The following is a 23364-nucleotide window of genomic DNA, read 5'->3' as shown; positions in this document are numbered from 1 at the left end:
CGACGCCGCGCAATGCATCGACATGCAGAGTGACGGGCGTCCTACCCGAAATCTGTTTGTCCGACAATTAGTTTATGCGTCGTGACCTGCATGAGTTATCGATAAGTGACCGTTCGGGTAGCCAAGCAACATGCACTGTGCGAGTATCTATACGGCTCCACGTGCGAAGTGAGCTGCGGACCGGCCCCAGGAGGGCCCAGGGGCCGCGGCCGCCGTCCCGTCCCCGGAGCAGGCGCCAGGCGCCGCCCGGGTCGACGACGAACGGCTCGTGCGAGGGGGCCGATTGCCGGTCGGCCCCGCAGGGCTCCGCCCTGATGTCAGCGCGCTCTGAGCAGCGTGCGCGGATGACCGGTTGCAGGAGACCAGTTGTCCGCAATGAAAGGAAGCCCAGTGCCGCCCGCGCCCTCAGGTGAGATCGTCCAGCTAGGAATCATCGGAGTATTGCTCCTCCTGCTCCTGTTCTACGGGGCCACGATGTGGATGTCCGTCTCCATCTCCCGCAAGAAGGAGAACGCCGACGACTACATGACCGCCGGCAACAAGATCGGCTTCGGCGTCTCCGCCGCCTCGATGACGGCCACCTGGATCTGGGCGTCCTCGATGTACGCCTCGGTCACCGCCGGCTACACCTACGGCGTCTCCGGCCCCATCCACTACGGGCTGTGGGGGGCGCTGATGATCCTGTTCATCTACCCCTTCGGCAAGCGGATCCGCAAGGTCGCCCCGCGTGCCCACACGCTCGCCGAGGTGATGTACGCCCGCCACGGCCGCTCCTCGCAGCTGATGCTCGCCGGCTCCAACGTGCTCGGCTCGGTCATCTCCCTGACCTCGAACTTCATCGCCGGTGGCGCCATCATCGCGATGCTCTCACCGCTCGATTTCGGCGCCGGCATCCTGATCATCGCCGCCGGGGTGCTGATGTACACCCTGTGGTCCGGCTTCCGCGCCTCCGTGCTCACCGACTTCGCGCAGGTGATGGCGATGCTCGGCGCCGCCGGCATCATCATCCCCGCCGTGTTCTTCCTGGCCGGCGGCCCGTCGATGTTCGCCGAGGGTGTCGCCGCCGGCAACGTCACCCCGCAGCAGGAGAGCTTCTTCTCCTCCGACGCCTTCATGAACCAGGGCGCCCCGTACATCGCCGCGGTGCTCGCCTACGCGATCGGCAACCAGACCATCGCCCAGCGTCTCTTCGCCGTGCGGGAGGACCTCATCAAGCCCACCTTCATCACCGCCACGATCGGCTACGGCGCGACCGTGATCGGGATCGGCATGCTGGGCGTGATGGCGCTGTACCTGGGCGTCCAGCCCATGGGCGGCGACGTCAACAACCTGATGCCGCAGATGGTGGGCACGTACCTGCCCGTGGCACTGGTCGCGCTCGCGTTCATCATGATCATCGGCTCACTGTCCTCCACCGCGGACTCCGATCTCTCGGCGCTCAGCTCGATCGTGATGACCGACATCTACGGCCAATCCGTCGGCCGCAAGAACGTGAACCCGAAGCTGATGCTGCTGATCGGCCGGATCACGATGATCACCGCGACGGGCCTGGCCCTGTACTTCGCCACGGCGAAGTTCAACATCCTGGACCTCCTGGTCTTCGTCGGCGCGATGTGGGGCTGCCTGGTCTTCCCGGTCATCGCCTCCTTCTACTGGAAGAAGGTCACGAACCTCGCGTTCTCCCTGGCTGTGGTCGCCGCCCTGGCGATCTTCCTGCCGGTGCGCTTCCAGCTCATCCCGATCACCGGGGCCTGGGCGCTGCTGGTCGAGATGCTCGCCATCATCGGCGTGGGCGTGGTGCTCGGCATCATGTCCTTCGGCTTCTTCGGGAAGCGCGTCGCCGTGATCGTCGGCGTCGTCTCCATCCTCGCGGTGCTGCCGTTCGGCTTCGGTTTCCTGCGGGACTACGAGACCCTCTCCGGCTCGCTGGTGGCCTACTCGGTCTCCTTCCTGGTCTGCTACCTGCTGAGCTTCCGGTCGAAGCAGGACTTCGACTTCTCCACGATCAACAAGGTCACCGGAGACTTCGATGACGAGACCCTCACCGCTGACGAGGACATCGTCCTCGCGGACGCTGCCGCCGCGGGGCGCTCGACCAGCAGCTGATCCGCTCGCGGCGACCGGCACCGGCCGCCGCTCCGTCCCCCGCGTGACCGTGCTCCGGCCGGTCCGCACCCTCTGAGAGGAGAACAGCCATGACCGCTCTGCTCACCATCTACGTGCTGATGTGGCCCGTGCTCGTGCTCGGCGTCCTGGCCGCGATCGCCCGCGGTTTCGCCAAGGACGCCAAGGAAGCCCGCGACGAAGGCCGCATGCTCATCTGATCCGGCCCGCGCCGTGAGTCAGGACAGCACCCGCCGCCCCCACCACGGGGACGGCGGGTGCTGCTCCTTCGTCGCGCCGCGAGGGAGAGATGAGAAGCCGCCATGGCCCTCGCGCGCAACCCCCTCCGGGTAGAGTCCGAGGAGCACGCCAGGCACCGCTCGGCCTGTCGGAATGGCAGGTCCGGGCCATGACATCGCCCTGAACTCGACGACGAGGAGACCTCATGATCACCCCCGCCTCCAACGCCCCCGACCGCAACCTCGCCCTCGAACTGGTCCGCGTGACCGAGGCGGCCGCCATCGCCGGAGCCCGATGGGTCGGTGCAGGGGACAAGAACCTGGCCGACGGCGCAGCGGTCGACGCGATGCGCTCCTTCATGGACACCGTGCAGATGAACGGCACCGTCGTCATCGGTGAGGGGGAGAAGGACGAAGCCCCGATGCTCTTCAACGGCGAGTCCGTGGGCGACGGCACCGGCCCGGACGTCGACGTCGCCGTGGACCCGATCGACGGCACCCGCCTGACGGCGCTCGGCTACAACAACGCGCTCGCGGTCTTCGCGGTCGCCGAGAAGGGGAGCATGTACGACCCCTCGGCCGTGTTCTACATGGAGAAGATGGTGGTGGGCCCGGAGGCCGCGGAGTTCGTGGACCTCCGGCTCCCCATCGAGCAGAACATCAAGCTGGTCGCCAAGGCGCTCGGCAAGCCCGTCAACCAGGTCACCGTGTGCGTCCTCGAGCGGCCGCGGCACGAGCCGCTGGTCGATCAGATCCGGGCGGCCGGGGCACGCGTCAAATTCATCATGGACGGCGACGTGGCCGGGGCCATCGCGGCAGCCCGCGGCGCCGGGGTCGACATGCTGCTGGGCACCGGCGGCACTCCCGAGGGCATCATCGCCGCCTGCGCGGTCAAGGCCACCGGCGGCATGATCCAGGGCCGGCTGGCCCCGATCGACGACGCCGAGAAGCAGAAGGCGATCGACGCCGGCCATGATCTCGAGCGGGTGCTGACCACCGATGACCTGGTCGCGACGGATAACTGCTACTTCGCCGCCACCGGCATCACCGACGGCGACCTGCTGCGCGGGGTGCGATACCGCGGCGACCGCATCGTCACCGAGTCGATCGTCATGCGCTCCACCTCCGGCACCGTGCGCATCGTCGAGGCCGAGCACCGCGCGGAGAAGTGGAGCCGCTGGCTCACCGACTGAGCCAGGGTTCGGGACGCCATTGCGCATCTGGCTTCCGCCGGTGGAAGCGGAGTGCGCAATGGCGTTCATCGTCCGGGACCGATGGCCCGGGTCGGCAGTCTCTGGGCGACCGCCTGGTTGCTACCTGTGAGTCGCCTTGCAGTTGCAGTCAAGCTGACCATAACCCGGCGTAATCTGGACACATGGCTCCCACCGCATCCGAGATCCACGTCGCTGTCGACCTCACCGTCCTGACCCTCCGGGACGGCGTGCTGAACGTGCTGCTGATCCAGCGCGAGGATGAGCCCCACCGCGGTGCCTGGGCGCTTCCCGGCGGTTTCATCCAGCACGGCGAGGATCTCGACGCGGCCGCCCACCGGGTGCTGGCCGACGAGGCCTCGCTCGGCAGCGGCGCGGTCCACCTTGAGCAGGTGAAGACCTTCGGCACTCCCGGCCGTGACCCCCGCGGTCACGTCGTCTCGGTGTCCTTCATGGCGCTCGGCGCGGATCTCCCGGATCCCCGGCGTGGCGACGATGTGGCCGACGCGCGCTGGTGGGCGGTCGCGGACCTCGGCGAGGTCACGTTGGCCTTCGACCACGCCGCCGTGCTCGAATCCTCGATCGAGCGGGCGCGCAGCAAGCTCGAGTACACGACCCTGGCCGTCACCTTCCTCCCTGAGGAGTTCACCGTCTCGCAGCTGCGCGGGGTGTACGAGAGCGTCTGGGGCGCGACCCTGGATGCGGGCAACTTCCACCGCAAGGCCACCCGCACCGAGGGCTTCCTCGTGGAGCTGGACCGGCATGCGGCACCCACCGGGGGGCGCCCGGCCCGCCTCTACTGCGCGGGGCAGGGCAAGTACCTGGTGCCGCCGCTGCTGCGCAACGGCGACTGAGCCCGCCGCTGTTGCGTCCCGATAGACGGAGCCTGGCCGCCGCCGTCTGATCACTCCCGCCCTGAGCACACCCGCCCTGAGCACACCCGCCGGGCGCAGGCACCTCGTGGCAGGATCGTCGGGTGACCGATGACGCCACCAGCCCCCGCACGGACCTCGCCGAGGACGCCCTCGCCGCCGCCTATGCCGCCCGGCGCGAGCAGGTCCATGTCCTCGCCCGCGCGATCCACGCCGATCCCGAGATCGCCTTCGAGGAACGCCGCGCCCACGACCGCTGCGCCGATCTCCTCGAAGGGGCCGGGTTCGCCGTCGAGCGCGGGGTCGCCGAGCTGACCACGGCCTTCCGCGCCACCCTCGGCACCGGTTCTCTGGTGGCCTCGCTGTGCGTGGAGTACGACGCCCTGCCCGGGATCGGGCACGGCTGCGGGCACAACCTCATCGCCGGCGCCTCGCTCGGCGCGGCTCTCGCCCTCGCCGACGTGGTCGACGAGCTGGACGTGACGCTGCAGGTGATCGGTACCCCCGCCGAGGAGCACGGCGGAGGCAAGCAGCTGCTCATCGAGCGCGGGATCTTCGACGGCGTGCACCTGTCGCTGATGAGCCACCCCACCCCGCACACCGACACCTATGACGTGCTGGGCTCGACCAGCCAGGCCGTCGGCCGCTGGCGCGCCACCTACACCGGCCGCGGTGCGCATGCCGCCGCCAATCCTGCCGACGGGATCAACGCCAATGACGCCGCCGTGATCGCCCAGGTCGCGGCCGGGTTGCTGCGCCAGCGGATCCAGGATGGACAGCGCCTGGCCCTGGTCCCGCAGCAGTCGGGCGTCACCAACATCGTCCCCGAGACCGCCGTGATCGACTTCGAGTGCCGAGCCCTGACGATGCCCGAGTTCGAGACGCTGCGCGGCCAGCTGTTCGCCTGCCTCGAGGCCGGTGCGGTCGGGACCGGGGCCGGCCTCGAGATCGAGCAGACCGAGCCCCTCTACGAACCGGTCCATCAGGATGAGCTGCTGGGGACCGCCTGGAATGCCGCGATCGAGCGTCTCGGTCGGCCGCTGAACGGCTCGCTCGGCGTCATGGCCGCCTCGACCGACATGGGCAACGTGACTCAGCGGGTGCCGGGCCTGCACCCCTTCGTCGGCATCACCGGCGCCGGGGGAGCGCTGCACACCCGCGAGTTCACCGCCCACGCGGCCTCCGCTGAGGGCTACCGGCTGATGGACGACGCCGCGATCGCGATGGCCTGGGTGATCCGCGACGTCGCCGGCTCTGCGGATTCCCGTGCCCTGATCCTCGAGCGCGCGGCGCAGCTCGCCGCCGCTCATGCCGCGCGTCCGGAGAGCGCCGGAGCGCCCGCCTGAGTGTGAGCGCGGAGCAGCCTCGCGCGGACCAGCCTCGCGCGGGGCAGCCTCGGTCGGGGCCGGCGAGTTGGTTCGAGAAAGCCGACACGCGGGACTGTCCGGTGGGAACGGCCGCGTCGCTCGGTGTCGTGAGCCTCCGCGGCGAGGGATCAAGGTCCCGTCGCGGGCGTCGGCGGGAGGCCTAACGTGGAGCCCACGCCTCCCCTCGAGCATCTCGAGGGTCGAGGTCGGGAGAGCTCCGAGTCGGCAGGGGAGAGCGGGCTCGGGGACAGGGCGGTGAGCTGAGCTCACCGCCCTGAACTCTTTCCGGAGGATTCTTCTCGACGGTGCTGCGCCGGCCCGGTGCCGTGCGGGACGTCGTGCATGAGCCACCCCACATCGTGCAATGGTTGAACTTTCTATCAATTAACGGGATGATGGATCCATCGCCACCTCGATCGAAAGGATCGTCATGACCTCCTCCCCCCTCACCGCTCCCACCGCTTTCGGAACTGGAGACGGCGCAGTGGACGAGCAGCACCTCTCCGACGACCTTGCGATGGACGCCGTGACCCTGCGCGTCGGCGACCTCGAGCTGATGAGCTCCTATTACGAGAACGCCCTCGCGCTGACGCCGATCGAGGAGCAGGCGCGTGTGGGCGGAGAGGTCCACCGCGTCCTCGGCCGTGGCACCACGCCCTTCGTACGCCTCGTCGCCACCCCCGGACTGCCCGCCGTCGACTCCCGTCAGGCCGGCCTGTTCCACACCGCCTTCCTCTTCGAGGATCAGGCAGCGCTCGCCGGCACCGTGCTTCGCGCCGCCCAGGATCCTCGCTCCCGCTTCGCCGGCACCGGCGACCACCTCGTCTCCGAGGCGTTCTACTTCGCCGACCCCGAGGGCAACGGCATCGAGCTGTACTGGGACCGCCCCCGCGAGGAGTGGACCTGGACCAACGGCCAGGTCGCCATGGACACGCTGTTCCTGGACCCGGACAAGTACCTCGGCGAGCACCTCACCGAGGATGTCCAGACCGACCCGGGCCTCCGGCCAGGCATTGTCGGCCACGTGCACCTGCAGGTCGGCGACGTCGACACCGCCCGGAAGTTCTACATCGACACCCTCGGTTTCGAGACCACCGTGGGCAGCCACCCGGGCGCTCTGTTCGCCTCCGCCGGCGGCTACCACCACCACGTCGCGATGAACACCTGGAACAGCCGCGGCGCTGGTCCGCGCGCCACTTCGCTGGGCCTGGCGAACGTCGCCATCACCGTCCCCGGCCGTGACGACCTCGATGCGCTCACCGCGCGCCTGAAGCGGGCGGGCCTGTCCTACGCGGACGAGGGCCGCTCCGTGAAGGTCTCCGACCCGTGGAGCACCCCCGTGACGATCAGCGTTCCCGGCACCACCACCGAGGAGCTGCTGGCCCGCTGACCGGCACACTCCCACGCAGGGAAATGCCCGGACGCCCCTCGTGGTGCGTCCGGGCATCTCTCTGCTGCGGGTGAGCGCGAGCTCTGGCCTAGTCGCAGGTGCCGTCCGCCGCACAGCTCGTCCCGCCCTCGATCGTCCCGCCCAGCAGCGATGTGAAGGAGGTCAGCGGTGCAGGCGAGCCGGTCGTCCCGGTCGTCCCGGCCGTGGCGGCCGTGCCTGCATCGTCGGCTGCGCCGGCGGCCGCGTCGTTCACCGTCGGCGCGACAGCCGGCGCGTCGGCCCGGTCGGTGGTGGTGCCAGAGCTGTGCCCCGCGCTGTTCATGCCTGGGCCCGCTCGGCCCGGGCCTCGTCGGCGATCTGCCGCAGCGCCTGGCGGAAGGACTCCAGGGGGAGCGCGCCGGGGGCGGTGTACTTGTCGTTGAACAGGAAGAACGGCACGCCGCGGGCACCCATTGAGGCGGCCTCGCGCACCTCCGCCTCGACCTTGTCGTCGTGCGTCTCGCCGGCGTGCGCGGCACGGGCGGCCTGCTCATCCAGACCCGCCTCGACGGCGCGGGCGATCACGGCGTCGGCCTCGAAGGGGTTCGCGGTGCCGGTGAAGTAGCCGCGCTGGAGCTGCATGAAGAACTCCGTCGCCGCGTCGACTCCGTGCGCCTCGCCGATCGCCTGCATCACCCGGTGCACACCGCGGGTGTTGGCCATCGGACGCCCGGTGACGTATTCGCGGCCCATCTCCTGCGCCATGCCCTGGATCTGCTCCTCCATCTCACGAACCTTCGCCTCGTCCATGCCCTTGGCCTCGACCAGGTGCGCGATGTTGTCCTTCGCGCTGTCGGTGGGCGAGGTCGGATCCAGCTCGAAGGAGTGGGCGCGCACGTGGACCTGATCGCTGAGGCCCTCCGCCTCGATCGCATCATGCAGGCGCGACTCGCCGATGTAGCACCACGGGCACACCACGTCGGTCCAGACGTCGATGGTGATCAGCGGAGCGGCGGGATCGCTCGGTGCGGTCCGGTTCTCTGGGGTCTGGGTCATCGGATCCTCCGTCAGCGGGGTCTGTGGCGGTGGCACGACCACCGCGTTCCTTGAAAATTCTACTGGATGGGGGCTCGGGGTGGCAGGGCGAGGTGGGCGCTTCCGCTCCTGGCGCAGACTGAGGAAGTCCTCATCATCGTCTCACCTGCGCTTCACCGGGCCCGGTCAGCATGGGCATCGCCACGGACGGTGACAGACTGGAGCGCTACTCGCCCCGGTGCGTTCCTCCGGGTATCTCTTCCCGACGTTCTCAGGACCGCCATGACCATCGTGAACCACCGCACCTCGCACCTCGGCCGCGCAGCCGCAGCGGACTGCCGGGCTGCCCTGCGATGCCAGGAGGAGCAGAGCGCATGAGCACCGATTCCAGCCCCGATGTCCCCGTCCGCGCTGCCTCGAACGATGCCCCGGCCTCCGCAGAGCCCGCGTGGATCGAGATCGGCTCCCCGAAGCGTCGCACCTCCCCGCCGCCCTGGTCGGATGAGCTGGCGCGAGACGCCTGGGCCGGGTCGGACGGGGTCGATGCGGCAGAGGGCGCGGCCGCGCCGGGTCGGTTCGAGCTGGTGGAGCCAGCTCCTTCGGCCGACGATTCTGCTGAGGAGCCCGCTGGGGAGCCTGCTGAGGAGCCCGCTGGGGACTCCGTTGAGAAGCCTGCGGAGGAGCCTGTTGCGGAGGACGCAGAGGACTCTCCGCACAGCCCCTCCTCTCCATCCCTGCGCGGGGTCCGGCTGCGACGAGCACCTCGTGCCACAGCCCGCCCCTTCCGGCGCCCTGCCGCCCGCGACTCTGCAGGGGAGTCCGCAGGGGAGGGGGCGACGCAGCCCGAGGGTTCACCGGAGCTGGACCCGCAGGACCCCGTGCCCGCGGACCTCTGGGTACAGGAGCCGGCGGCAGAGCTGACGCCGTCCACCCACGAGATCCCGGTTCTCGACCCGGTGCGTGGGGCGGAGGAGAGACCCGCAGCGGGGACGCATGAGGAGCTGGCCGCGGAGTCCCTCGAAGACCAGGAATCGGCAGAGCGCTGGCAGGTGATCCGCGATGATGCCGCGTCGGAGCACGTGGCCGAGCCCCATTCCGTGCCCGCCTCCGAGCCCCGGACCGACCGGGAATCCTCGCCAGATTCTGCGCCCGACGTCGAGCCCGTGCCCACCCCAGGCCCCTCCCCGGCGGCACCGGCGACGCTCGGCCCGCAGGCCGCTCCCGCGGAGCCGACCCGGCTGGCCGCTCCCGCGGAGTCGACCCGATCGCTCCCGGTCACGACACCGATGCCCGCGGCGTCTCCGGTGCCCCTCGGTGGCTCCGCCCTCTCGCCGGCCCCCGTCGAGCAGTCGCCGAGCGCCGCCGAACTCCCCGTCCCACCGCAGTCCGCACCTGCACCGGGCCCGAAGACCGCCGCAGGCCAGGATGCCCGCCGCACGGGCACCCTCGGCGCGGCGCTCGACCTCGTGCTGCCGGATCTGCACGCCCACCGATCGGCGCTGATCGTCGGCCTGATCTCTCTGGTGCTGAGCGTCTGGATGCTGGTCGCGCTGCCCTTCCCGCTGAAGTACTCGATCGATGCGGCGCTCGCTGCGGCCGGCGCCGGAGCCACCGCCTCCACCGGCGGAGGGGCCGATCCGGGCACCGCCCTGCTGCTCTCCGCCGGGGCGCTGGTTGCCCTGATGGCGCTGCAGGCAGGATTCCGCGCTCTCTCGGTCGGGATCCTGCACCGGATCGGGGGCCACGTCGCCACCGCACTGCGCGGCCGCCTGCTCGGCCATCTCCATCTCCTCAGCCCCGGGCGGGACGGCGAGAACCTCAGCCGGGTCAGCTCCCCGCTGACCGAGGACGTGGCACGGCTGCGGGACCTGGTCGCCCACACCGGACCGCGCCTGGTGACGGGCCTGCTGGCATTGGCCTCGCTCATCGTGATGATGCTGGTCGTCGAACCGATCGCCGCCGCCATCGTGCTGGTCAGCGCCGGGCTGTACGCCCTGGTGGCACGCGTCTCCCTTGCCGCACAGCGACGGAAGGAGACCGCGGCCCTCGCCGACGGGGTGGTCCTCGCCGAGACGGCCGACGAACTGCTCGCCGCCACCCGCACCATCCAGTCCTACGGGCTCGAGCAGCGGGCCCAGCACAGCCTCGCCGAGCTCGGCGACCGCTCCGCCCGCTCCCATACCGCTGCCCGTCGCAGCAGCGCCGTCGGCGGCTTCCTCGGCGAGCTGGTCGCCGGACTGGGCATCGGCGCCGCGCTGCTCCTGGGCGGCTGGCGCATGAACGCCGGCACCATGACCCCCGGTGAGCTCACGATGGTGATCGCCGCCGTGCTGATCGCCGTGGTCCTGGCCCGCGAGGTCGTCCACCAGTCGACCGGGCTGCCGGCCATCGCCGCTGCCGGAGGCCGGATCGGGACGCTGCTCGAGCACCGCCCCGTGATCACCGAGCCCAGCCGCGCCCAGACTCTCGGTGCACTGCGCGGAGAGGTGGTGTACTCGGCGCTCGGCACCGCCGGGCCGCGGGGACCGCTGTTCGAGAACGTCTCGCTGATGATCCCGGCCGGCCAGCACGTGGCCCTGGTGGGACGCGACGGGGCCGAGGCGTCCGCGCTGCTGTCCTATCTGCTGCGCCTGGACCAGCCCGACAGCGGACGGGTGCTGCTGGACCGCTACGACACCCGCACCCTCGCCCTGGCGGATCTGCGCAGCGCGATGGCCGTCGTCCAACGCGAATCGGCGCTGTTCAGCGAGACCGTGCGGGAGAACATCCGGGTGGGCCGGCCCGGCGCCACCGACGACGAGGTCGTCGCGGCCGCTCGCCGCAGCGGCGCCGATGAGTTCATCACCCTGCTTCCCGAAGGCTACGACACCCTCCTCGCCCACCGTGGCGCAGCGCTGTCCGACGGGCAGCGCCGCCGGATCGCGATCACCCGGGCGCTGCTGCGCGACGCCCCGGTGGTGATGCTCGACGGCGCCGACGCCGAGCTGGATCCCACCGAGCACGACTCGGTGCACCGTGCGCTGGCCTCCCTCGCGGCCGGGCGCACCGCGCTGATCAGCAGCGACCAGCCGGAGACCGTGCTCGGCGCCGATCGGGTGGTGTGCTTCGAGAGCGGCGTCCTCGCCGAGGACGGCGCCCCGGCGCAGCTCGCCGGGGACCCGGATTCCTGGCTCGCGGCGTGGATCCAGGCCGCCGGGGACACCCCCCGCTGAACCGGCCGGACGGCGCGCAGGCATGCTCCCGACGGGATTGCTGTCGAGGACGGGCGACGGGGAGCACGCTCCGGAAGTATGACCGGAGCGTGTCACCACGCGCCAGTGCTCGCTGCCTCACGACGGCCCGGTGGTCTGCTCCTCTCCTGATCGCCACGAGGGCGACACCTCACCGTCACCTGTGCCTGGCACCGTGGCAGGAAAGGCCCGGCAGCGGGCTCTGCGAGGAAGGGAGCGAGGCAGATGATGATCTCCGTGATCGGGGTGGGGTATCTCGGCGCCGTGCACGCCGCCGCCATGGCAGAGATCGGCCACGACGTGATCGGCCTGGATGTCGATGCGGAGCGCGTCGCCGTCCTGCAGGCCGGCCGCGCGCCCTTCCACGAACCCGGCTTCGAGGACATCCTCCGCCGGGGGCTCGCCGCCGGAAGGCTGCGCTTCACCACCGACTACGCCGACCTCGCCCAGGCCGACGTGCACTTCCTGGGGCTCGGCACCCCACAGCGCAAGGACGGCTACGGCGCGGACCTGTCCCACCTCGAGGCCGCCACCGAGTCGCTGCGGGACGTGCTGCCGGCCCGTGAGGGCGCACCGACGCTGGTGGTGGGCAAGTCCACCGTCCCCGCCGGCACCGCCCGGAGGCTCGCCGACCGCGTGGAGCAGGTCGAGGGAGTGCAGCTGCTGTGGAATCCCGAGTTCCTGCGCGAGGGCTTCGCCGTGAAGGACACCCTGGAACCGGACCGGCTCGTCTATGGGGTCCGCGACCCGGAGACCTTGCCGGCGGTGGCTGCGGTGCGCCGGCTCGATGCCGTCTACGCCCCGATCCTGGCCAGGGACACCCCGCGCCTGGTGATGGGCTATGAGACCGCCGAGCTGGTCAAAGCCTCCGCCAACGCTTTCCTGGCCACGAAGATCTCCTTCATCAACGCGATCGCCGAGATGTGCGAGGCCGTGGGCGGGGATGTCACCGATGTCGCCCGCGCGATCGGGATGGATGACCGCATCGGGGCGAAGTTCCTGCGCGCCGGAGTGGGCTTCGGCGGCGGCTGCCTGCCCAAGGACATCCGTGCCTTCATCGCCAGCGCAGAGGAGCACGGCGTGGGGGAGTCCCTAGGGTTCCTGCGCGAGGTGGACACGATCAACGAGCGCCGCCGCGCCCGCACGGTCGAGCTCTCCGGCGAGATGCTCGGCATCCTCCGCGGCCGACGGATCACCGTGCTCGGTGCCGCCTTCAAGCCCGACAGCGACGACGTGCGCGACTCCCCGGCACTCGATGTCGCCGACCGGCTGCTGCAGGCGGGAGCGCAGGTCACGGTCACCGATCCGCAGGCACTGGCCAACGCCTCCCAGCGCGTGCCGGGCCTGGTCGTGGAGGCAGATCTGGCCACCGCACTGCGCGGTGCCGAGCTGACGCTGTTGCTCACCGAATGGCGCGAGTACCGCGACCTCGACCCCGTCTGGGCCGCCGGGCTCGTCGCCGTACCACGCATGCTCGACGGCCGCTCCGTGCTCGAGCCGCGCAGCTGGGCGGAGGCCGGCTGGGAGCTGCGGGCACTGGGACGGTCGGCCCCGACGCCAGGCCCAGCCCCGACGGCAGCCCCAGCCCCGCCCGACACTGCGCGGACGCTGCCCGCGCTGATCTGACCGCGGCGACGTCGAGCACGGGCGCCGGGGAGCACGCTCCGGCGATATGGCCAGAGCGTGCTCCAGAGCGCCAGTACTCTTCCATTCCGCCCGCGCAGCACGCCATCGCACCAGCTCATGCGCTGCCCTGGAGCGATGAGAGCCTCCTCATCGACGCCTCATCGACACCTCATGGCCGCCCGTCATCCTTCTGATCGTCACCGAACGAGCAGGAGAGTCCGATGGACACCACGATCGCGCTGTACTCCCACGATTCCGTGGGACTGGGCCATGCACGCCGCAATCGCGCCCTCGCCTATGCGCTGGGGGAGCACCTGCCGACCCTGACCGGCGGAACCGTCGGCGGCCTGCTGATCGCCGGCCACCCCGACGCCGGCCGCGACCCGCTCCCCGAGGGCTGGGACTGGCTCGTGCTGCCGGGCATGACCCGCGTCCGCGGCGGCTACGGCGCGCGCCGCCTCGGCATGGACCCGGACTCCCTGCGGGACCTGCGCAGCGCCACCATCGACGCCGCCCTGGCCGCCCTGAAGCCGGACCTGTTCATCGCCGACCGCCACCCCTTCGGCATCGACGGCGAGCTGGAGCCCGTGCTCGCGAACCTCCGCGCCCGGGGCACGGCCACCGTGCTGGGCCTGCGTGAGGTGCTCGACTCCCCGCGCGTGGCGAGCGCCGAATGGGAGGCTCTCGGCGGGGCCGAGCACGTGGCCTCCTATCTCGACGCGGTCTGGGTCTACGGTGACCACCACGTCTACGACCCCCGCCTGACCGGCGAGCTGCCGCCTGCGCTCTCCAGGCTGGCCACCCCCACCGGTTACCTCTCCCACGGCCGACCCGCCGGCCGCACGACCTACCCCGGCCGCACCTCGCCCAAGCCGCCCCCGCCCTACGTCCTCACCGTCCTCGGCGGCGGTTCCGACGGCGCGGAGCTCGCCCGTCTCGCCGCGAGCGCGCAGCTGCCCGAGGGGCACCAGCACCTGCTGATCACCGGTCCGCAGATGCCCGAGCAGGACATCACCGAGATCCGTGCGCTGGCCGCCGCCACCAGCGCGTCAACCACCGTGATCCGCAGCGCCGCAGACGTCCCCGAGCTGATCGCCGAGGCGGTCTCGGTGGTGTGCATGGGTGGCTACAACACGATGGCCGAGGTCATGGCGACGTCCACTCCCGCCCTCGTCGTGCCCCGCCACCGCCGCCGCCAGGAGCAGCCGCGTCGCGCCCGGGCCCTCGCCAGCGTCGGCGCGGTCGAGACCTGCAACCCCGAGACCCTGACCGCCGAGGACATCACCGCCTGGTGGCACCGTTCGGTCACGGGCCGCACCGACCGCAGCCACATCGACCTCGGCGGGCTCGACATCGTCGCCCACCTCGCCAAAGAACTGCTCCCGGCTGCTGCCTCGCGCTCTGCCGCCTCGCACTCTGCTACTGCGCACTCCGCCGACGCGCACTCTGCCGTCGCGCACCTCGCCGTGGAGCCCCTGCCCGTGTCCGTCCCCGCCCACCCGGAGGTGTCCCGCCATGTCGGTTGAGAGTCCCCATCGCATCGCGTACGTCCTGAAGATGTACCCGCGCTTCTCGGAGACGTTCATCGTCTCGGAGATCCTCGCCCGCGAGGCCGCCGGTGAGGAGATCGTGATCTTCTCCCTGCGACCCCCGATCGATGCCCGCTTCCACCCCGAGCTCGCCCGGGTGCAGGCCCCCGTCATCCAGGTGGGCCGCTCCTCGAGCCCGCGCCGCCTCTGGGAGGTATGGGGTGCGGCGATGGCCGATCCGGTGCTCGCCGCCGGCCTGTCCGCGCAGCTCGGAGAGCTGGCGGGCGCCGGGGTGGACGACGCCGAACAGGCCGTGGCCGTCGCGATGCTCGCCCGCGAGCACGGCGTGACGCATCTGCATGCGCACTTCGCGTCGATGGCGACCACGGTGGCTCGATTGGCCGGCCTGCTCACCGATCTTCCCTACTCCTTCACCGCCCACGCCAAGGACATCTTCCACCGCGATGTGGAGGACGAGGACCTCGCCCGCAAGCTGCGCGACGCGGACCACGCCGTCACCATCAGCGAGTACAACCGCCGCCACCTGCAGAACCGCTTCGGCGCCCGGGACACCGCCCGGCTGGAGCTGGTGCGCAACGGACTCGAGCTCGAGCGCTTCCCCTACCGCCGCCGCACGGACCTCGCCGAGGTGCCGCTCCTGCTCGGAGTGGGTCGCCTGGTCGAGAAGAAGGGCTTCGACCAGCTGATCGACGTCGTCCACGCCCTGCGCGAGGAGGGCCGAGAGGTGCGTGCCGAGATCGTCGGAGACGGCCCGCTGCGCGACGAGCTGGCCGCGAAGATCGACGAGCTCGGGCTCCAGCAGCAGGTCCGGCTGCTGGGACCGCGCACCCAGGAGGAGGTGCGCCACCTGCTGGAGGCGGCCGATCTGTTCGTGGCCCCCTTCGTGATCGGGGCCGACGGCAACGCCGACGGACTGCCCACCGTGCTGCTCGAGGCGATGGCCACCGGCATCCCCTGCGTCGCAGCCTCCGTCACCGCCGTCGGCGAGGTGATCCTCGACGGAGAGACCGGCTGGCTGGTCCCCACCGGGGACACCGCCGCACTGGTCGGCGCCGTCCGCGAGGCGCTGGACCCCGCCACGGACCGGCTCACCCTCACCGACGCCGCCCGGGAGCTGGTCTCCGCGGAGTACGACTCCCGCTCCCAGGCCCGCCACCTGCGCTCATTGGCCGAGCGCTCCGCGCATCGCAACATCCTCACCCAGCCGATCGAGCTGTCAGAGGTGCAGCGGGTCGAGCAGTCACTCTCGCCCGCCACAGCCCCGTCGGCCGCCCAGCCGATCGCTCCCGCCGGAAGGACCCTGTCATGAGGATCGCCTACGCCCTGCTCGACCCCGGCATCGGGGTGTTCGGCACCAAGGGAGCCTCCGTGCACGTCCAGGAGGTCATCCGCGCCTTCCGCGCCGACGGCCACGAGGTGACCGTCTTCTGCACCCGCGTGAACGACGACATCCCCGCCGACCTCGCCGACCTCGAGGTGCGCCGCCACCGCCTGCCCAAGGGCAGCGGCGCCGAGCGCGAACTGGCCGTGGCCGCGGCCTCCGCCGCGATCGCCGAGGAGATCTCCGCCGGCGGCTTCGATCTGGTCTACGAGCGCTACTCCCTGTTCTCCGACACCGCCGCACGGCTCTCGGCACCGCCTGTCAGCCCGGCAGACCCGGCAGACCCGGCCGGCCCGTCGGCCGCCCCGATCCCCTCGATCCTCGAGGTCAACGCGCCGCTGATCGCCGAGCAGCGCCAGCACCGCAGCCTGGCCGACGAGGCCGGCGCGCTCGAGGCGACCCGGCGCCAGCTGCGCGGCGCGTCGCTCATCTCCTGCGTGAGCGACGCCGTGGCGCAATGGACCCGGAACGAGGGTGCTGATCCGGCCCGCGTGGTCGTGACCCCCAACGGTGTGAACACCCAACGCATCACCCCCGGCAGCCGATCCGTCGTCGCAGCGGGGCCGAAGGCGCCGGTGACCGTCGGCTTCGTGGGCACCCTGAAGCCCTGGCACGGCACCGACGTGCTGCTGCGAGCCTTCGCCCGCACCCGCGAGAACCTGCGCCTGGACATCTGCGGCACCGGTCCGCAGCAGGAGGAGCTCGAGCAGCTCGCCGCCGAGCTCGACATCGCAGACCGGGTCCGCTTCCGCGGCGCCGTCGCCCCCGAGCTGGTGCCGGGCATCCTCCACGAGATCGACATCGCGACCGCCCCCTACCCGGCGGGGGAGCACTACTTCTCCCCGCTGAAGGTCTACGAGTACCTCGCGGCGGGACTGCCCACGATCGCCTCCGCGATCGGCACCATCCCGGCGCTGCTCAGCCAGGGCGAGCTGGGCGTGCTGGTGACGCCCGGGGACGTGGACGAGCTCGCCGCCGCCCTTGACGAGCTGGCCGCCGATCCCGCCCACCGCGACCGCCTCGCCAGGAGCTCCCGCCAGACGGCGGTGCGCGAGCACGACTGGCAGATCCGCTGCCGTGAGCTGCTCCGGCAGGTGGAGGCACTGCGCCCGGCAGCGGTTCAACGCCGGACAGTGGCACAGCGCCCGGCCGAGGTGGGTGCCTGATGGCCATCGGCACCTCTCGCACCGGGATCGACCAGCGTGATCCCGCACCGCACAGCGAACGCCCTTCCCTGCTGCGCCGTCTCCTCGGCAGCTCCGCGGTGCCGAAGAAGGAGCGCCTGGATCCGTCGGCCCTGCGCCGCACCCTCCAGGTGGTGCGCCCACACCTGCCGCGTCACCTGCTGCTGTGCCTGGTCGGCATGGTCGGGCTGCTGCTCGACGTCGCCTTCCGGGTGCTCGAGCCCTGGCCGCTGAAATACGCGATCGACGCAGTCACCTCGGCGCTCGGCGCCGAGCTGCCCTCGGACGCCTCACCCTTCGGGCTGGACATCGAGGAGACGGTGATCGCCGCCGCGATCTGCCTCGCGATCATCATCGCCGGACGCGCCGGGTCGAACTACTTGGCCACCATCTCCTTCGCGAAGGTCGGCGCACGCATCGCCACCGAGCTGCGCACCCGGGTCTTCGACCACATCCAGGCGCTGTCGCTGCGGTACCACTCCCGCGCCTCCATCGGCGACACCTCCCAGCGCCTGGTGGGGGATGTGGGCCGGCTCCAGGACGTCGCGGTCACCGCGGGTCTGCCGCTGATCGGCAACGTCATCACCCTCGCCGTGCTGCTGGTGGTGATGGTGATCCTGGATCCCTTCCTCTCCGGCATCGTGATCGCCACGGGCCTGATCTACCTGCTGCTCTCGCGGCGCTCCTCCCCGAAGATCGTGCGCGCCTCCCGCAGCACCCGCAAGGGCGAGGGCTCCCTGGTGGGCGCCGCCGCCGAGGCGCTCGGCGCGATCCGCGTGGTCCAGTCCTACGGCCTGGAGAAGACCGTCGCCCACGAGTTCGCCGGCGGCAACGAGAAGGCCATGAAGGCCGGGGTGAAGGCCAAGAAGCTGGCCGCCGGACTCGAGCGCTCCACCGACGTGCTGGTGGGCATCGCGCAGGGCGCGGTGCTGGTCGTGGGCAGCCTGCAGGTGCTGCGCGGGGCGATGAGCCCCGGCGACATGGTGCTCTTCCTGACCTACCTGAAGATCGCGATGAAGCCGCTGCGCGACATGGCCAAGTACACCGGCCGCATCGCCCGCGCCTCTGCCTCCGGCGAGCGCATCGCCGATCTCATGGACGAGGAGATCGAGATCGCCGATCCCGAGCGCCCGGTGCCGATGCGCCACGTGCGCGGCACCGTCGAGTTCTCCTCGATCACCTCGCCCGACGGCCACGGCCGCCCCCTCTTCGAGGGACTGGACCTGCGGATCCCGGCCGGTCAGCACCTCGGGATCCTCGGCCCCTCCGGGGGCGGGAAGTCGACGCTGGTCTCCTACCTGCTGCGCCTGAACGAGCCGCAGCAGGGCCGGATCCGGATCGGTGGCTATGACACCCGTTCGGTGAGCCTGGCAGATCTGCGCCGCCACGTCGCGATACTCCCGCAGGAGTCGGTGCTGTTCACCGAGTCCGTCCGTGAGAACATCCGCTTCGGCAGGCGCGATGCCTCCTCCGCCGAGATCGAGGAGGCCGCCCGCCGCGCCGGCGCGCACGACTTCATCATGGGCCTGCCGGAGGGCTACGACACCGTGCTCGGCAACCGCGGAGACACCCTCTCCGGCGGGCAGCGCCAGCGCATCGCGATCGCCCGCGCCATGATCCGCCGCGCCCCCGTGGTGGTGCTCGACGAAGCCACCACCGGCCTGGATCCTGCCGCGAAGGCCCAGGTCAACGAATCCCTTCGCGAGCTGGCCCGCTCCCGCACCACCATCTCCATCACTCACGACGCCACCACCGTCGCGGGGCTGGACAGGGTGCTCTGGCTCGAGGACGGCCGGATCCTCGAGGACGGCACCCCGGCACAGCTGGCCGCAGATCCGGACTCCCACTACTCGCGCTGGATCGTCGAGCAGCGCAGCGACGACGACGCAGCGGACACCGCCGCCGAGCCCGCTGCTCAGTCCCCGCTCTCGACCTCGATGCCGACCTCGATCTGGACCCCGACGTCCAGCCCGACCCCGAACCCGAGCCCGCACACGAGCAGCCAGGAGGTTCTGCGATGACCACGACCGCGATCCCCACCAGCCCGGCGAGCACCCCGCTCGAGCTCCTGCTGGACCACGCCCAGCTGCGCGGAGCCGAGGTGCTCCTGGACCCTGCCCGCCTGTCGGCACTGCTGGATCGAGAGGTGATCCTGGACCGGGTGCGGATCAAGCCCGGCGCCTCTGTACTGGTCTCGTACCGCGCGACGGGCATCGTCACCGGTGCCGGCACCGCGCCGGGCACCGCCTCCCGCGCCGGGTCCAGCGCCGTCGGCCGGGACCTGGCTGAGGTCGGCTGGGTGCAGCTCGTCCGCTCCCACGACAAGCGCGAGAACATCCTGCGCCGCGCTGGTCGCACCGGGGGAGAGGTGCGCGAGCACCATCTCCCCGCCTCTCCCGCCTCTCCCGCCTCTCCCGCAGCTCCTGCCGTCGCTGCTCCCCCCGTCGCTGCTCCCCCCGCGGCGGCTGAGCAGGTTCCCTACCTGCTCAGCGGTGGGATCGACAGCGACCCCCGCCTCGGCGCCGAGATCCATCGGGTGCTGCGCCGCCACCAGGACGTCCCGGCCCCGCGGGTGCTGAGCTACAACCCCAGCCGGCACGCGGTGCTCCTCCTGCCCGGCACCGGTGAGGTGCTGCGCGTGGCCGCCCGCCCGCTGGACGATCTGCTGCAGGTCGTCACCCACTGGCGCGAGCTCGGCCTGCCCACCCTCGACCAGCGCCGCTGGCGCGGCCGCCGCGCCGTGCTCGTCGGCGAACGCTGGGGCGACGGAGACCTCGCAGGTCTCGCCTCCCACCCCCTGTCCATGCCTGCCGCCACCCGGCTGGGCGGCATCATCGCCCGCCTGCATGCGGCCGAGGTCTCCGGCCGGGACCTGCCCGCGGCCCGCATCGGCGGCCTCATCCCGGAGACCACCGAGGCCGTCGCCGACCTGCTGCCCCACCGCGCCGAGCGGATCGAACGGCTCTCCACCCGGTTGCGAGAGGAGCTCCCGGCCGACGGTCCGCAGGTGCTCATCCACGGCGACCTCTCACCCGACCAGGTGCTGGTCTCGGTGGACGAGACCGCCGTGCCCGGCGAGGGACGCCTGCCTCTGCGCGTGGTGGACCTCGACCGGTCCGGCCTCGGCCCCGCCGGCGCGGACCTCGGCTCCTGGCTCGCCTCCTGCCTCCTGGCCGGCGTCGAGGAGCAGGCCGCCGCCTTCCTCGCCGGATACGCGCAGCATCGTGCCCTGCCCGCCCCGGAGGAGCTCGCGGCCTGGACCGCCCGGGCCCTGCTCGCCGCCGCCCTGGATCCCATGCGGCGGTACGGCGAGGACTGGCTGCCGACGATCGAGCAGCGCCTCGCGCTGGCGGAGACGGTGCTGGAACGGCCTGAACGACTGCCGCTGCCGCATTCGGCCTCCGGACCCGCTCAGGCCCCGTCCACGTCGCTGGTCCCTGCCCGGATCTCGCACCAGGGGCGCTTCCTCGCGGTGCGCCGAGCCTGGGCCGACGACGGTCGCGGCCTGCCGCTCGAGCTCACCGACGACAGCCCGGGCCAGAACACCGCGCCGCTGCGTGCGGCCCGGCTGGACCCGACCACCGGCGAGGTCACCGTCTTCGAGGCGGGCACCGACCCGCGACTGCCCGGCCTTTCCCGGGTGCTCGCCGCCCGCTCCGGCGCCGTCGTCGTCTCCCACCGCCCCGGCAAACGCGCCGTGGTCCGCACCCGCGACGACGACGGGACCGTGCGCTTCGTGAAGATCGTCCGCCCCGGCCGCGCCGCACGGCTGCTGAGCGCGATCGACCGCTCCGAGGCCTTCACCGGACCGTTCCGCACCGCGACCGTGCTCGCCGCCGACGAGGACACCGTCACCTTCTCCGAGCTGTCCGGTCGGCTGCTGCACGACGGACTGCCCGTCGCAGGCGGCACCTGGCGCCGCGCCTGGCGCGAGACCCTCGAGGCCTGGTCCGCTGCGGTGCACAGCTCCCGCCAGCGGAGCGATGCCGTCGGACTGCAGGACCACGCCCTGGGAGCTCAGGGTGCGCCGGCCCAGGATGCTGGGACCCAGGACACGGGGGCGCAGGGAACTGGCACCCACGCTGCGGAGGCTCGCGCCGCAGAGGTGCACGGCCCCGAGGCCGAAGCCGCCGTGCTCATCACCTGGGGCGAGCGCGCCGATGCCGTCGACCCCGCCGGAGCCCCGGCCCGCAGCCGGGCCATCGCCGCGGCGCACCGCGAGCTCACCCGCCTCGGCGAGGTGGAGCGGCCCGCCCTCATCCACCGCGATCTGCACGACAAGCAGATCCTCTGGAGCGAGGGGGAGGCCCCCGCGCTGCTGGACGTGGACACCGCCACCCTCGGTGACCCAGCCCTGGACGCCGCGAACCTGCGCGCCCACGCCACCTGGCGGGAACTGCAGGGGATCTGGTCCGCCGAGCAGGCCGAGGTGGTGCGCGAGGAGATCGACCGCGCCGCAGCCCAGCTGGAGATCCGCCCCGAGGCGCTGGCCGCCTACGAATCGGGCACGATCGCCCGGCTCGCCTGCGTCTACGCCTTCCGCCCGCGCTGGCGGGAGACCGCGCAGCACCTCGCAGCCACCCTGGTGACGTCTCCCGGTGCCGAGCCCCCCACCACCGCGGAGCTCCGCACGGGCCCGGGACCCACCACCGGGCCGACCACCGGACCCACCGCCGGGCCGACCCCCGTCGGCCCCTCCTCGACCCCTTCCCCCGCGCCTGCGGGAGACCCCACCCCCCTGGGCGGCTCCGCCACCCTTCTCGAAAGGAGCATGTCGCGATGACCACCACCATCTCCGTCATCGGAGTCGGATACCTCGGCGCCGTGCACGCCGCCTCCATGGCCGAGCTCGGCCACGACGTGATCGGCCTCGATATCGACGCAGAGCGCATCGCCGCACTCCAGGCCGGCATCCCTCCCTTCCATGAACCCGGCTTCGAGGACCTCCTCGCCACCGGACTGGAGACCGAGCGGCTGCGCTTCACCACCGACTACGCCGATCTCGCCCAGGCTGACGTGCACTTTCTGGGCCTGGGCACCCCGCAGCGGGCCGACGGCTTCGGCGCGGACCTCTCCCACCTCGAGGTCGCCGTCGACGCACTCGCCGAGGTGCTGCCCGCCCGCGGCGGCGCCCCCACCCTGGTGGTCGGCAAATCCACCGTCCCCGCCGGCACCGCCCGGAAGCTCGCCGCACGCCTGGCTCACCTCGAGGGCGTGTACCTGCTGTGGAACCCCGAGTTCCTCCGCGAGGGCTTCGCGGTCCAGGACACCCTGAACCCGGACCGGCTGGTCTACGGCGTGCACGACCCCGAGCACCCCGCCGCCGAGCAGGCCGTGACGATGCTCGACGACGTCTACGCCGAGATCCGCGAGCACCAGGCACCGCGCCTGGTGATGGGTTACGAGGCTGCCGAGCTGGTCAAGGCCTCCGCCAACGCCTTCCTCGCCACCAAGATCTCCTTCATCAACGCGGTCGCGGAGATGTGCGAGGTCACCGGCGCGGATGTCACCGATGTGGCACGGGCCATCGGGATGGACGACCGCATCGGATCGAAGTTCCTGCGCGCCGGGGTCGGCTTCGGCGGCGGCTGCCTGCCCAAGGACATCCGCGCCTTCCTGGCCAGCGCCGAGGAGCACGGCGTGGGGGAGGCGCTCGGCTTCCTGCGCGAGGTCGACGCCGTCAACGAGCGCCGCCGCGACCGCGTCGTCACCCTCGCCGGAGAGCTGCTCGGCGAGGTGGAGGGCCGACGGATCACCGTGCTCGGCGCCGCCTTCAAACCGAACAGCGACGACACCCGCGACTCCCCGGCCCTGGATGTCGCCGCCCGCCTCCGCGCCGCCGGCGCCGAGGTGACGGTCACCGATCCCCAGGCGCTCGAGAACGCCCGCCGCCGCCTCGGCGGCCTGGTCGAGCTCGAGGAGGACACCGACGCGGCGCTGCACGGCGCGGAGCTGACCGTGCTGCTCACCGAATGGGACGAGTACCGCGACCTCGATCCGGCGCTGACCGCCTCCCTGGTGACCTCGCCGCGGATCATCGACGGGCGCAACGTCCTGGACCCCCGGGCCTGGCGTGAGGCCGGCTGGGAGATCCGCTCCCTCGGCCGGGCCGAGCTCTCCACGGGCAGGCCCTCCGTCGCGCGGGGCGGCGCTGTCGCCGCTCGTGCGCAGGCCGCCCTGGTCTGACCAGGCCGGCC

The 23364-nt window shown here is 71.8% G+C and carries 15 protein-coding genes; 14 read left to right on the top strand and 1 reads right to left on the bottom strand.

From position 1 onward, the window contains the following. Positions 1–375 precede the first annotated feature (375 nt). From Q0937_RS06680 to Q0937_RS06655, 6 genes are all read left to right on the top strand, one after another. Complete coding sequence (locus Q0937_RS06680) at positions 376–2106, top strand: sodium:solute symporter family protein (protein WP_299301280.1); 1731 nt, start codon at positions 376–378, stop codon at positions 2104–2106. A gap of 89 nt (positions 2107–2195) precedes the next feature. Then, positions 2196–2324: a putative transporter small subunit gene (locus Q0937_RS06675; RefSeq protein ID WP_299301277.1), complete on the top strand. Its 129-nt coding sequence runs from the start codon at positions 2196–2198 to the stop codon at positions 2322–2324. A gap of 224 nt (positions 2325–2548) precedes the next feature. Beyond that, entirely contained in the window at positions 2549–3535 is a 987-nt protein-coding gene (gene glpX, locus Q0937_RS06670) for a class II fructose-bisphosphatase (protein WP_299301274.1), read from the top strand. A 182-nt stretch (positions 3536–3717) separates the two neighbouring features. Further along, positions 3718–4407: an NUDIX domain-containing protein gene (locus tag Q0937_RS06665; protein WP_299301272.1), complete on the top strand. Its 690-nt coding sequence runs from the start codon at positions 3718–3720 to the stop codon at positions 4405–4407. Positions 4408–4529: 122 nt separating this feature from the next. Next, a complete protein-coding gene (locus tag Q0937_RS06660) occupies positions 4530–5771 on the top strand; it encodes an amidohydrolase (protein WP_299301269.1) in 1242 nt (413 codons plus the stop codon). Between the two features lie 451 nt (positions 5772–6222). After that, positions 6223–7182 carry a VOC family protein gene (locus Q0937_RS06655; RefSeq protein WP_299301267.1) on the top strand — a complete coding sequence of 320 codons (960 nt, stop codon included), beginning with the start codon at positions 6223–6225 and terminating at the stop codon, positions 7180–7182. Positions 7183–7500: 318 nt separating this feature from the next. Here Q0937_RS06655 and Q0937_RS06650 read toward each other — a convergent pair whose 3' ends face one another. Further along, entirely contained in the window at positions 7501–8217 is a 717-nt protein-coding gene (locus Q0937_RS06650; RefSeq protein ID WP_299301264.1) for a DsbA family protein, read from the bottom strand. Between the two features lie 353 nt (positions 8218–8570). Here Q0937_RS06650 and Q0937_RS06645 point away from each other — a divergent pair, with 353 nt between their 5' ends. From Q0937_RS06645 to Q0937_RS06610, 8 genes are all read left to right on the top strand, one after another. Then, a complete protein-coding gene (locus Q0937_RS06645) occupies positions 8571–11408 on the top strand; it encodes an ABC transporter transmembrane domain-containing protein (RefSeq protein ID WP_299301261.1) in 2838 nt (945 codons plus the stop codon). Between the two features lie 243 nt (positions 11409–11651). Then, positions 11652–13052 (top strand): UDP-glucose/GDP-mannose dehydrogenase family protein, encoded by a 1401-nt coding sequence (locus Q0937_RS06640; protein ID WP_299301258.1) that lies wholly within the window; start codon positions 11652–11654, stop codon positions 13050–13052. Positions 13053–13273: 221 nt separating this feature from the next. Further along, a complete protein-coding gene (locus tag Q0937_RS06635) occupies positions 13274–14578 on the top strand; it encodes a glycosyltransferase family protein (RefSeq protein ID WP_299301256.1) in 1305 nt (434 codons plus the stop codon). After that, on the top strand, positions 14568–15911 hold the full coding sequence (locus Q0937_RS06630) for a glycosyltransferase family 4 protein (RefSeq protein ID WP_299301253.1): 1344 nt from the start codon (positions 14568–14570) through the stop codon (positions 15909–15911). Before Q0937_RS06635 ends, Q0937_RS06630 begins: the two co-directional genes overlap by 11 nt. Next, positions 15908–17149 carry a glycosyltransferase family 4 protein gene (locus tag Q0937_RS06625; RefSeq protein ID WP_299301250.1) on the top strand — a complete coding sequence of 414 codons (1242 nt, stop codon included), beginning with the start codon at positions 15908–15910 and terminating at the stop codon, positions 17147–17149. The genes Q0937_RS06630 and Q0937_RS06625 overlap by 4 nt, the downstream gene beginning before the upstream one ends. Next, a complete protein-coding gene (locus Q0937_RS06620; RefSeq protein ID WP_299301247.1) occupies positions 17149–19188 on the top strand; it encodes an ABC transporter ATP-binding protein in 2040 nt (679 codons plus the stop codon). Before Q0937_RS06625 ends, Q0937_RS06620 begins: the two co-directional genes overlap by 1 nt. After that, positions 19185–21950: a phosphotransferase gene (locus tag Q0937_RS06615; RefSeq protein WP_299301244.1), complete on the top strand. Its 2766-nt coding sequence runs from the start codon at positions 19185–19187 to the stop codon at positions 21948–21950. The genes Q0937_RS06620 and Q0937_RS06615 overlap by 4 nt, the downstream gene beginning before the upstream one ends. Further along, on the top strand, positions 21947–23353 hold the full coding sequence (locus Q0937_RS06610; RefSeq protein WP_299301241.1) for a UDP-glucose/GDP-mannose dehydrogenase family protein: 1407 nt from the start codon (positions 21947–21949) through the stop codon (positions 23351–23353). Before Q0937_RS06615 ends, Q0937_RS06610 begins: the two co-directional genes overlap by 4 nt. The last annotated feature ends 11 nt before the right edge of the window (positions 23354–23364 follow it).

Source organism: uncultured Brachybacterium sp. (genome assembly GCF_947500705.1).
Taxonomy (GTDB): Bacteria; Actinomycetota; Actinomycetes; order Actinomycetales; family Dermabacteraceae; genus Brachybacterium.
This window is presented reverse-complemented; position numbering and strand designations above follow the sequence as displayed.

What these genes read in the sequence shown, in the direction of transcription:
- Q0937_RS06650 (WP_299301264.1), bottom strand. Translation starts at nt 8,217, where the DNA reads ATGACCCAGACCCCAGAGAACCGGACCGCACCGAGCGATCCCGCCGCT.
- Q0937_RS06610 (WP_299301241.1), top strand. Translation starts at nt 21,947, where the DNA reads ATGACCACCACCATCTCCGTCATCGGAGTCGGATACCTCGGCGCCGTG.
- Q0937_RS06620 (WP_299301247.1), top strand. Translation starts at nt 17,149, where the DNA reads ATGGCCATCGGCACCTCTCGCACCGGGATCGACCAGCGTGATCCCGCA.
- Q0937_RS06615 (WP_299301244.1), top strand. Translation starts at nt 19,185, where the DNA reads ATGACCACGACCGCGATCCCCACCAGCCCGGCGAGCACCCCGCTCGAG.
- Q0937_RS06680 (WP_299301280.1), top strand. Translation starts at nt 376, where the DNA reads ATGAAAGGAAGCCCAGTGCCGCCCGCGCCCTCAGGTGAGATCGTCCAG.
- Q0937_RS06625 (WP_299301250.1), top strand. Translation starts at nt 15,908, where the DNA reads ATGAGGATCGCCTACGCCCTGCTCGACCCCGGCATCGGGGTGTTCGGC.
- glpX (WP_299301274.1), top strand. Translation starts at nt 2,549, where the DNA reads ATGATCACCCCCGCCTCCAACGCCCCCGACCGCAACCTCGCCCTCGAA.
- Q0937_RS06675 (WP_299301277.1), top strand. Translation starts at nt 2,196, where the DNA reads ATGACCGCTCTGCTCACCATCTACGTGCTGATGTGGCCCGTGCTCGTG.
- Q0937_RS06630 (WP_299301253.1), top strand. Translation starts at nt 14,568, where the DNA reads ATGTCGGTTGAGAGTCCCCATCGCATCGCGTACGTCCTGAAGATGTAC.
- Q0937_RS06655 (WP_299301267.1), top strand. Translation starts at nt 6,223, where the DNA reads ATGACCTCCTCCCCCCTCACCGCTCCCACCGCTTTCGGAACTGGAGAC.
- Q0937_RS06635 (WP_299301256.1), top strand. Translation starts at nt 13,274, where the DNA reads ATGGACACCACGATCGCGCTGTACTCCCACGATTCCGTGGGACTGGGC.
- Q0937_RS06665 (WP_299301272.1), top strand. Translation starts at nt 3,718, where the DNA reads ATGGCTCCCACCGCATCCGAGATCCACGTCGCTGTCGACCTCACCGTC.
- Q0937_RS06640 (WP_299301258.1), top strand. Translation starts at nt 11,652, where the DNA reads ATGATGATCTCCGTGATCGGGGTGGGGTATCTCGGCGCCGTGCACGCC.
- Q0937_RS06645 (WP_299301261.1), top strand. Translation starts at nt 8,571, where the DNA reads ATGAGCACCGATTCCAGCCCCGATGTCCCCGTCCGCGCTGCCTCGAAC.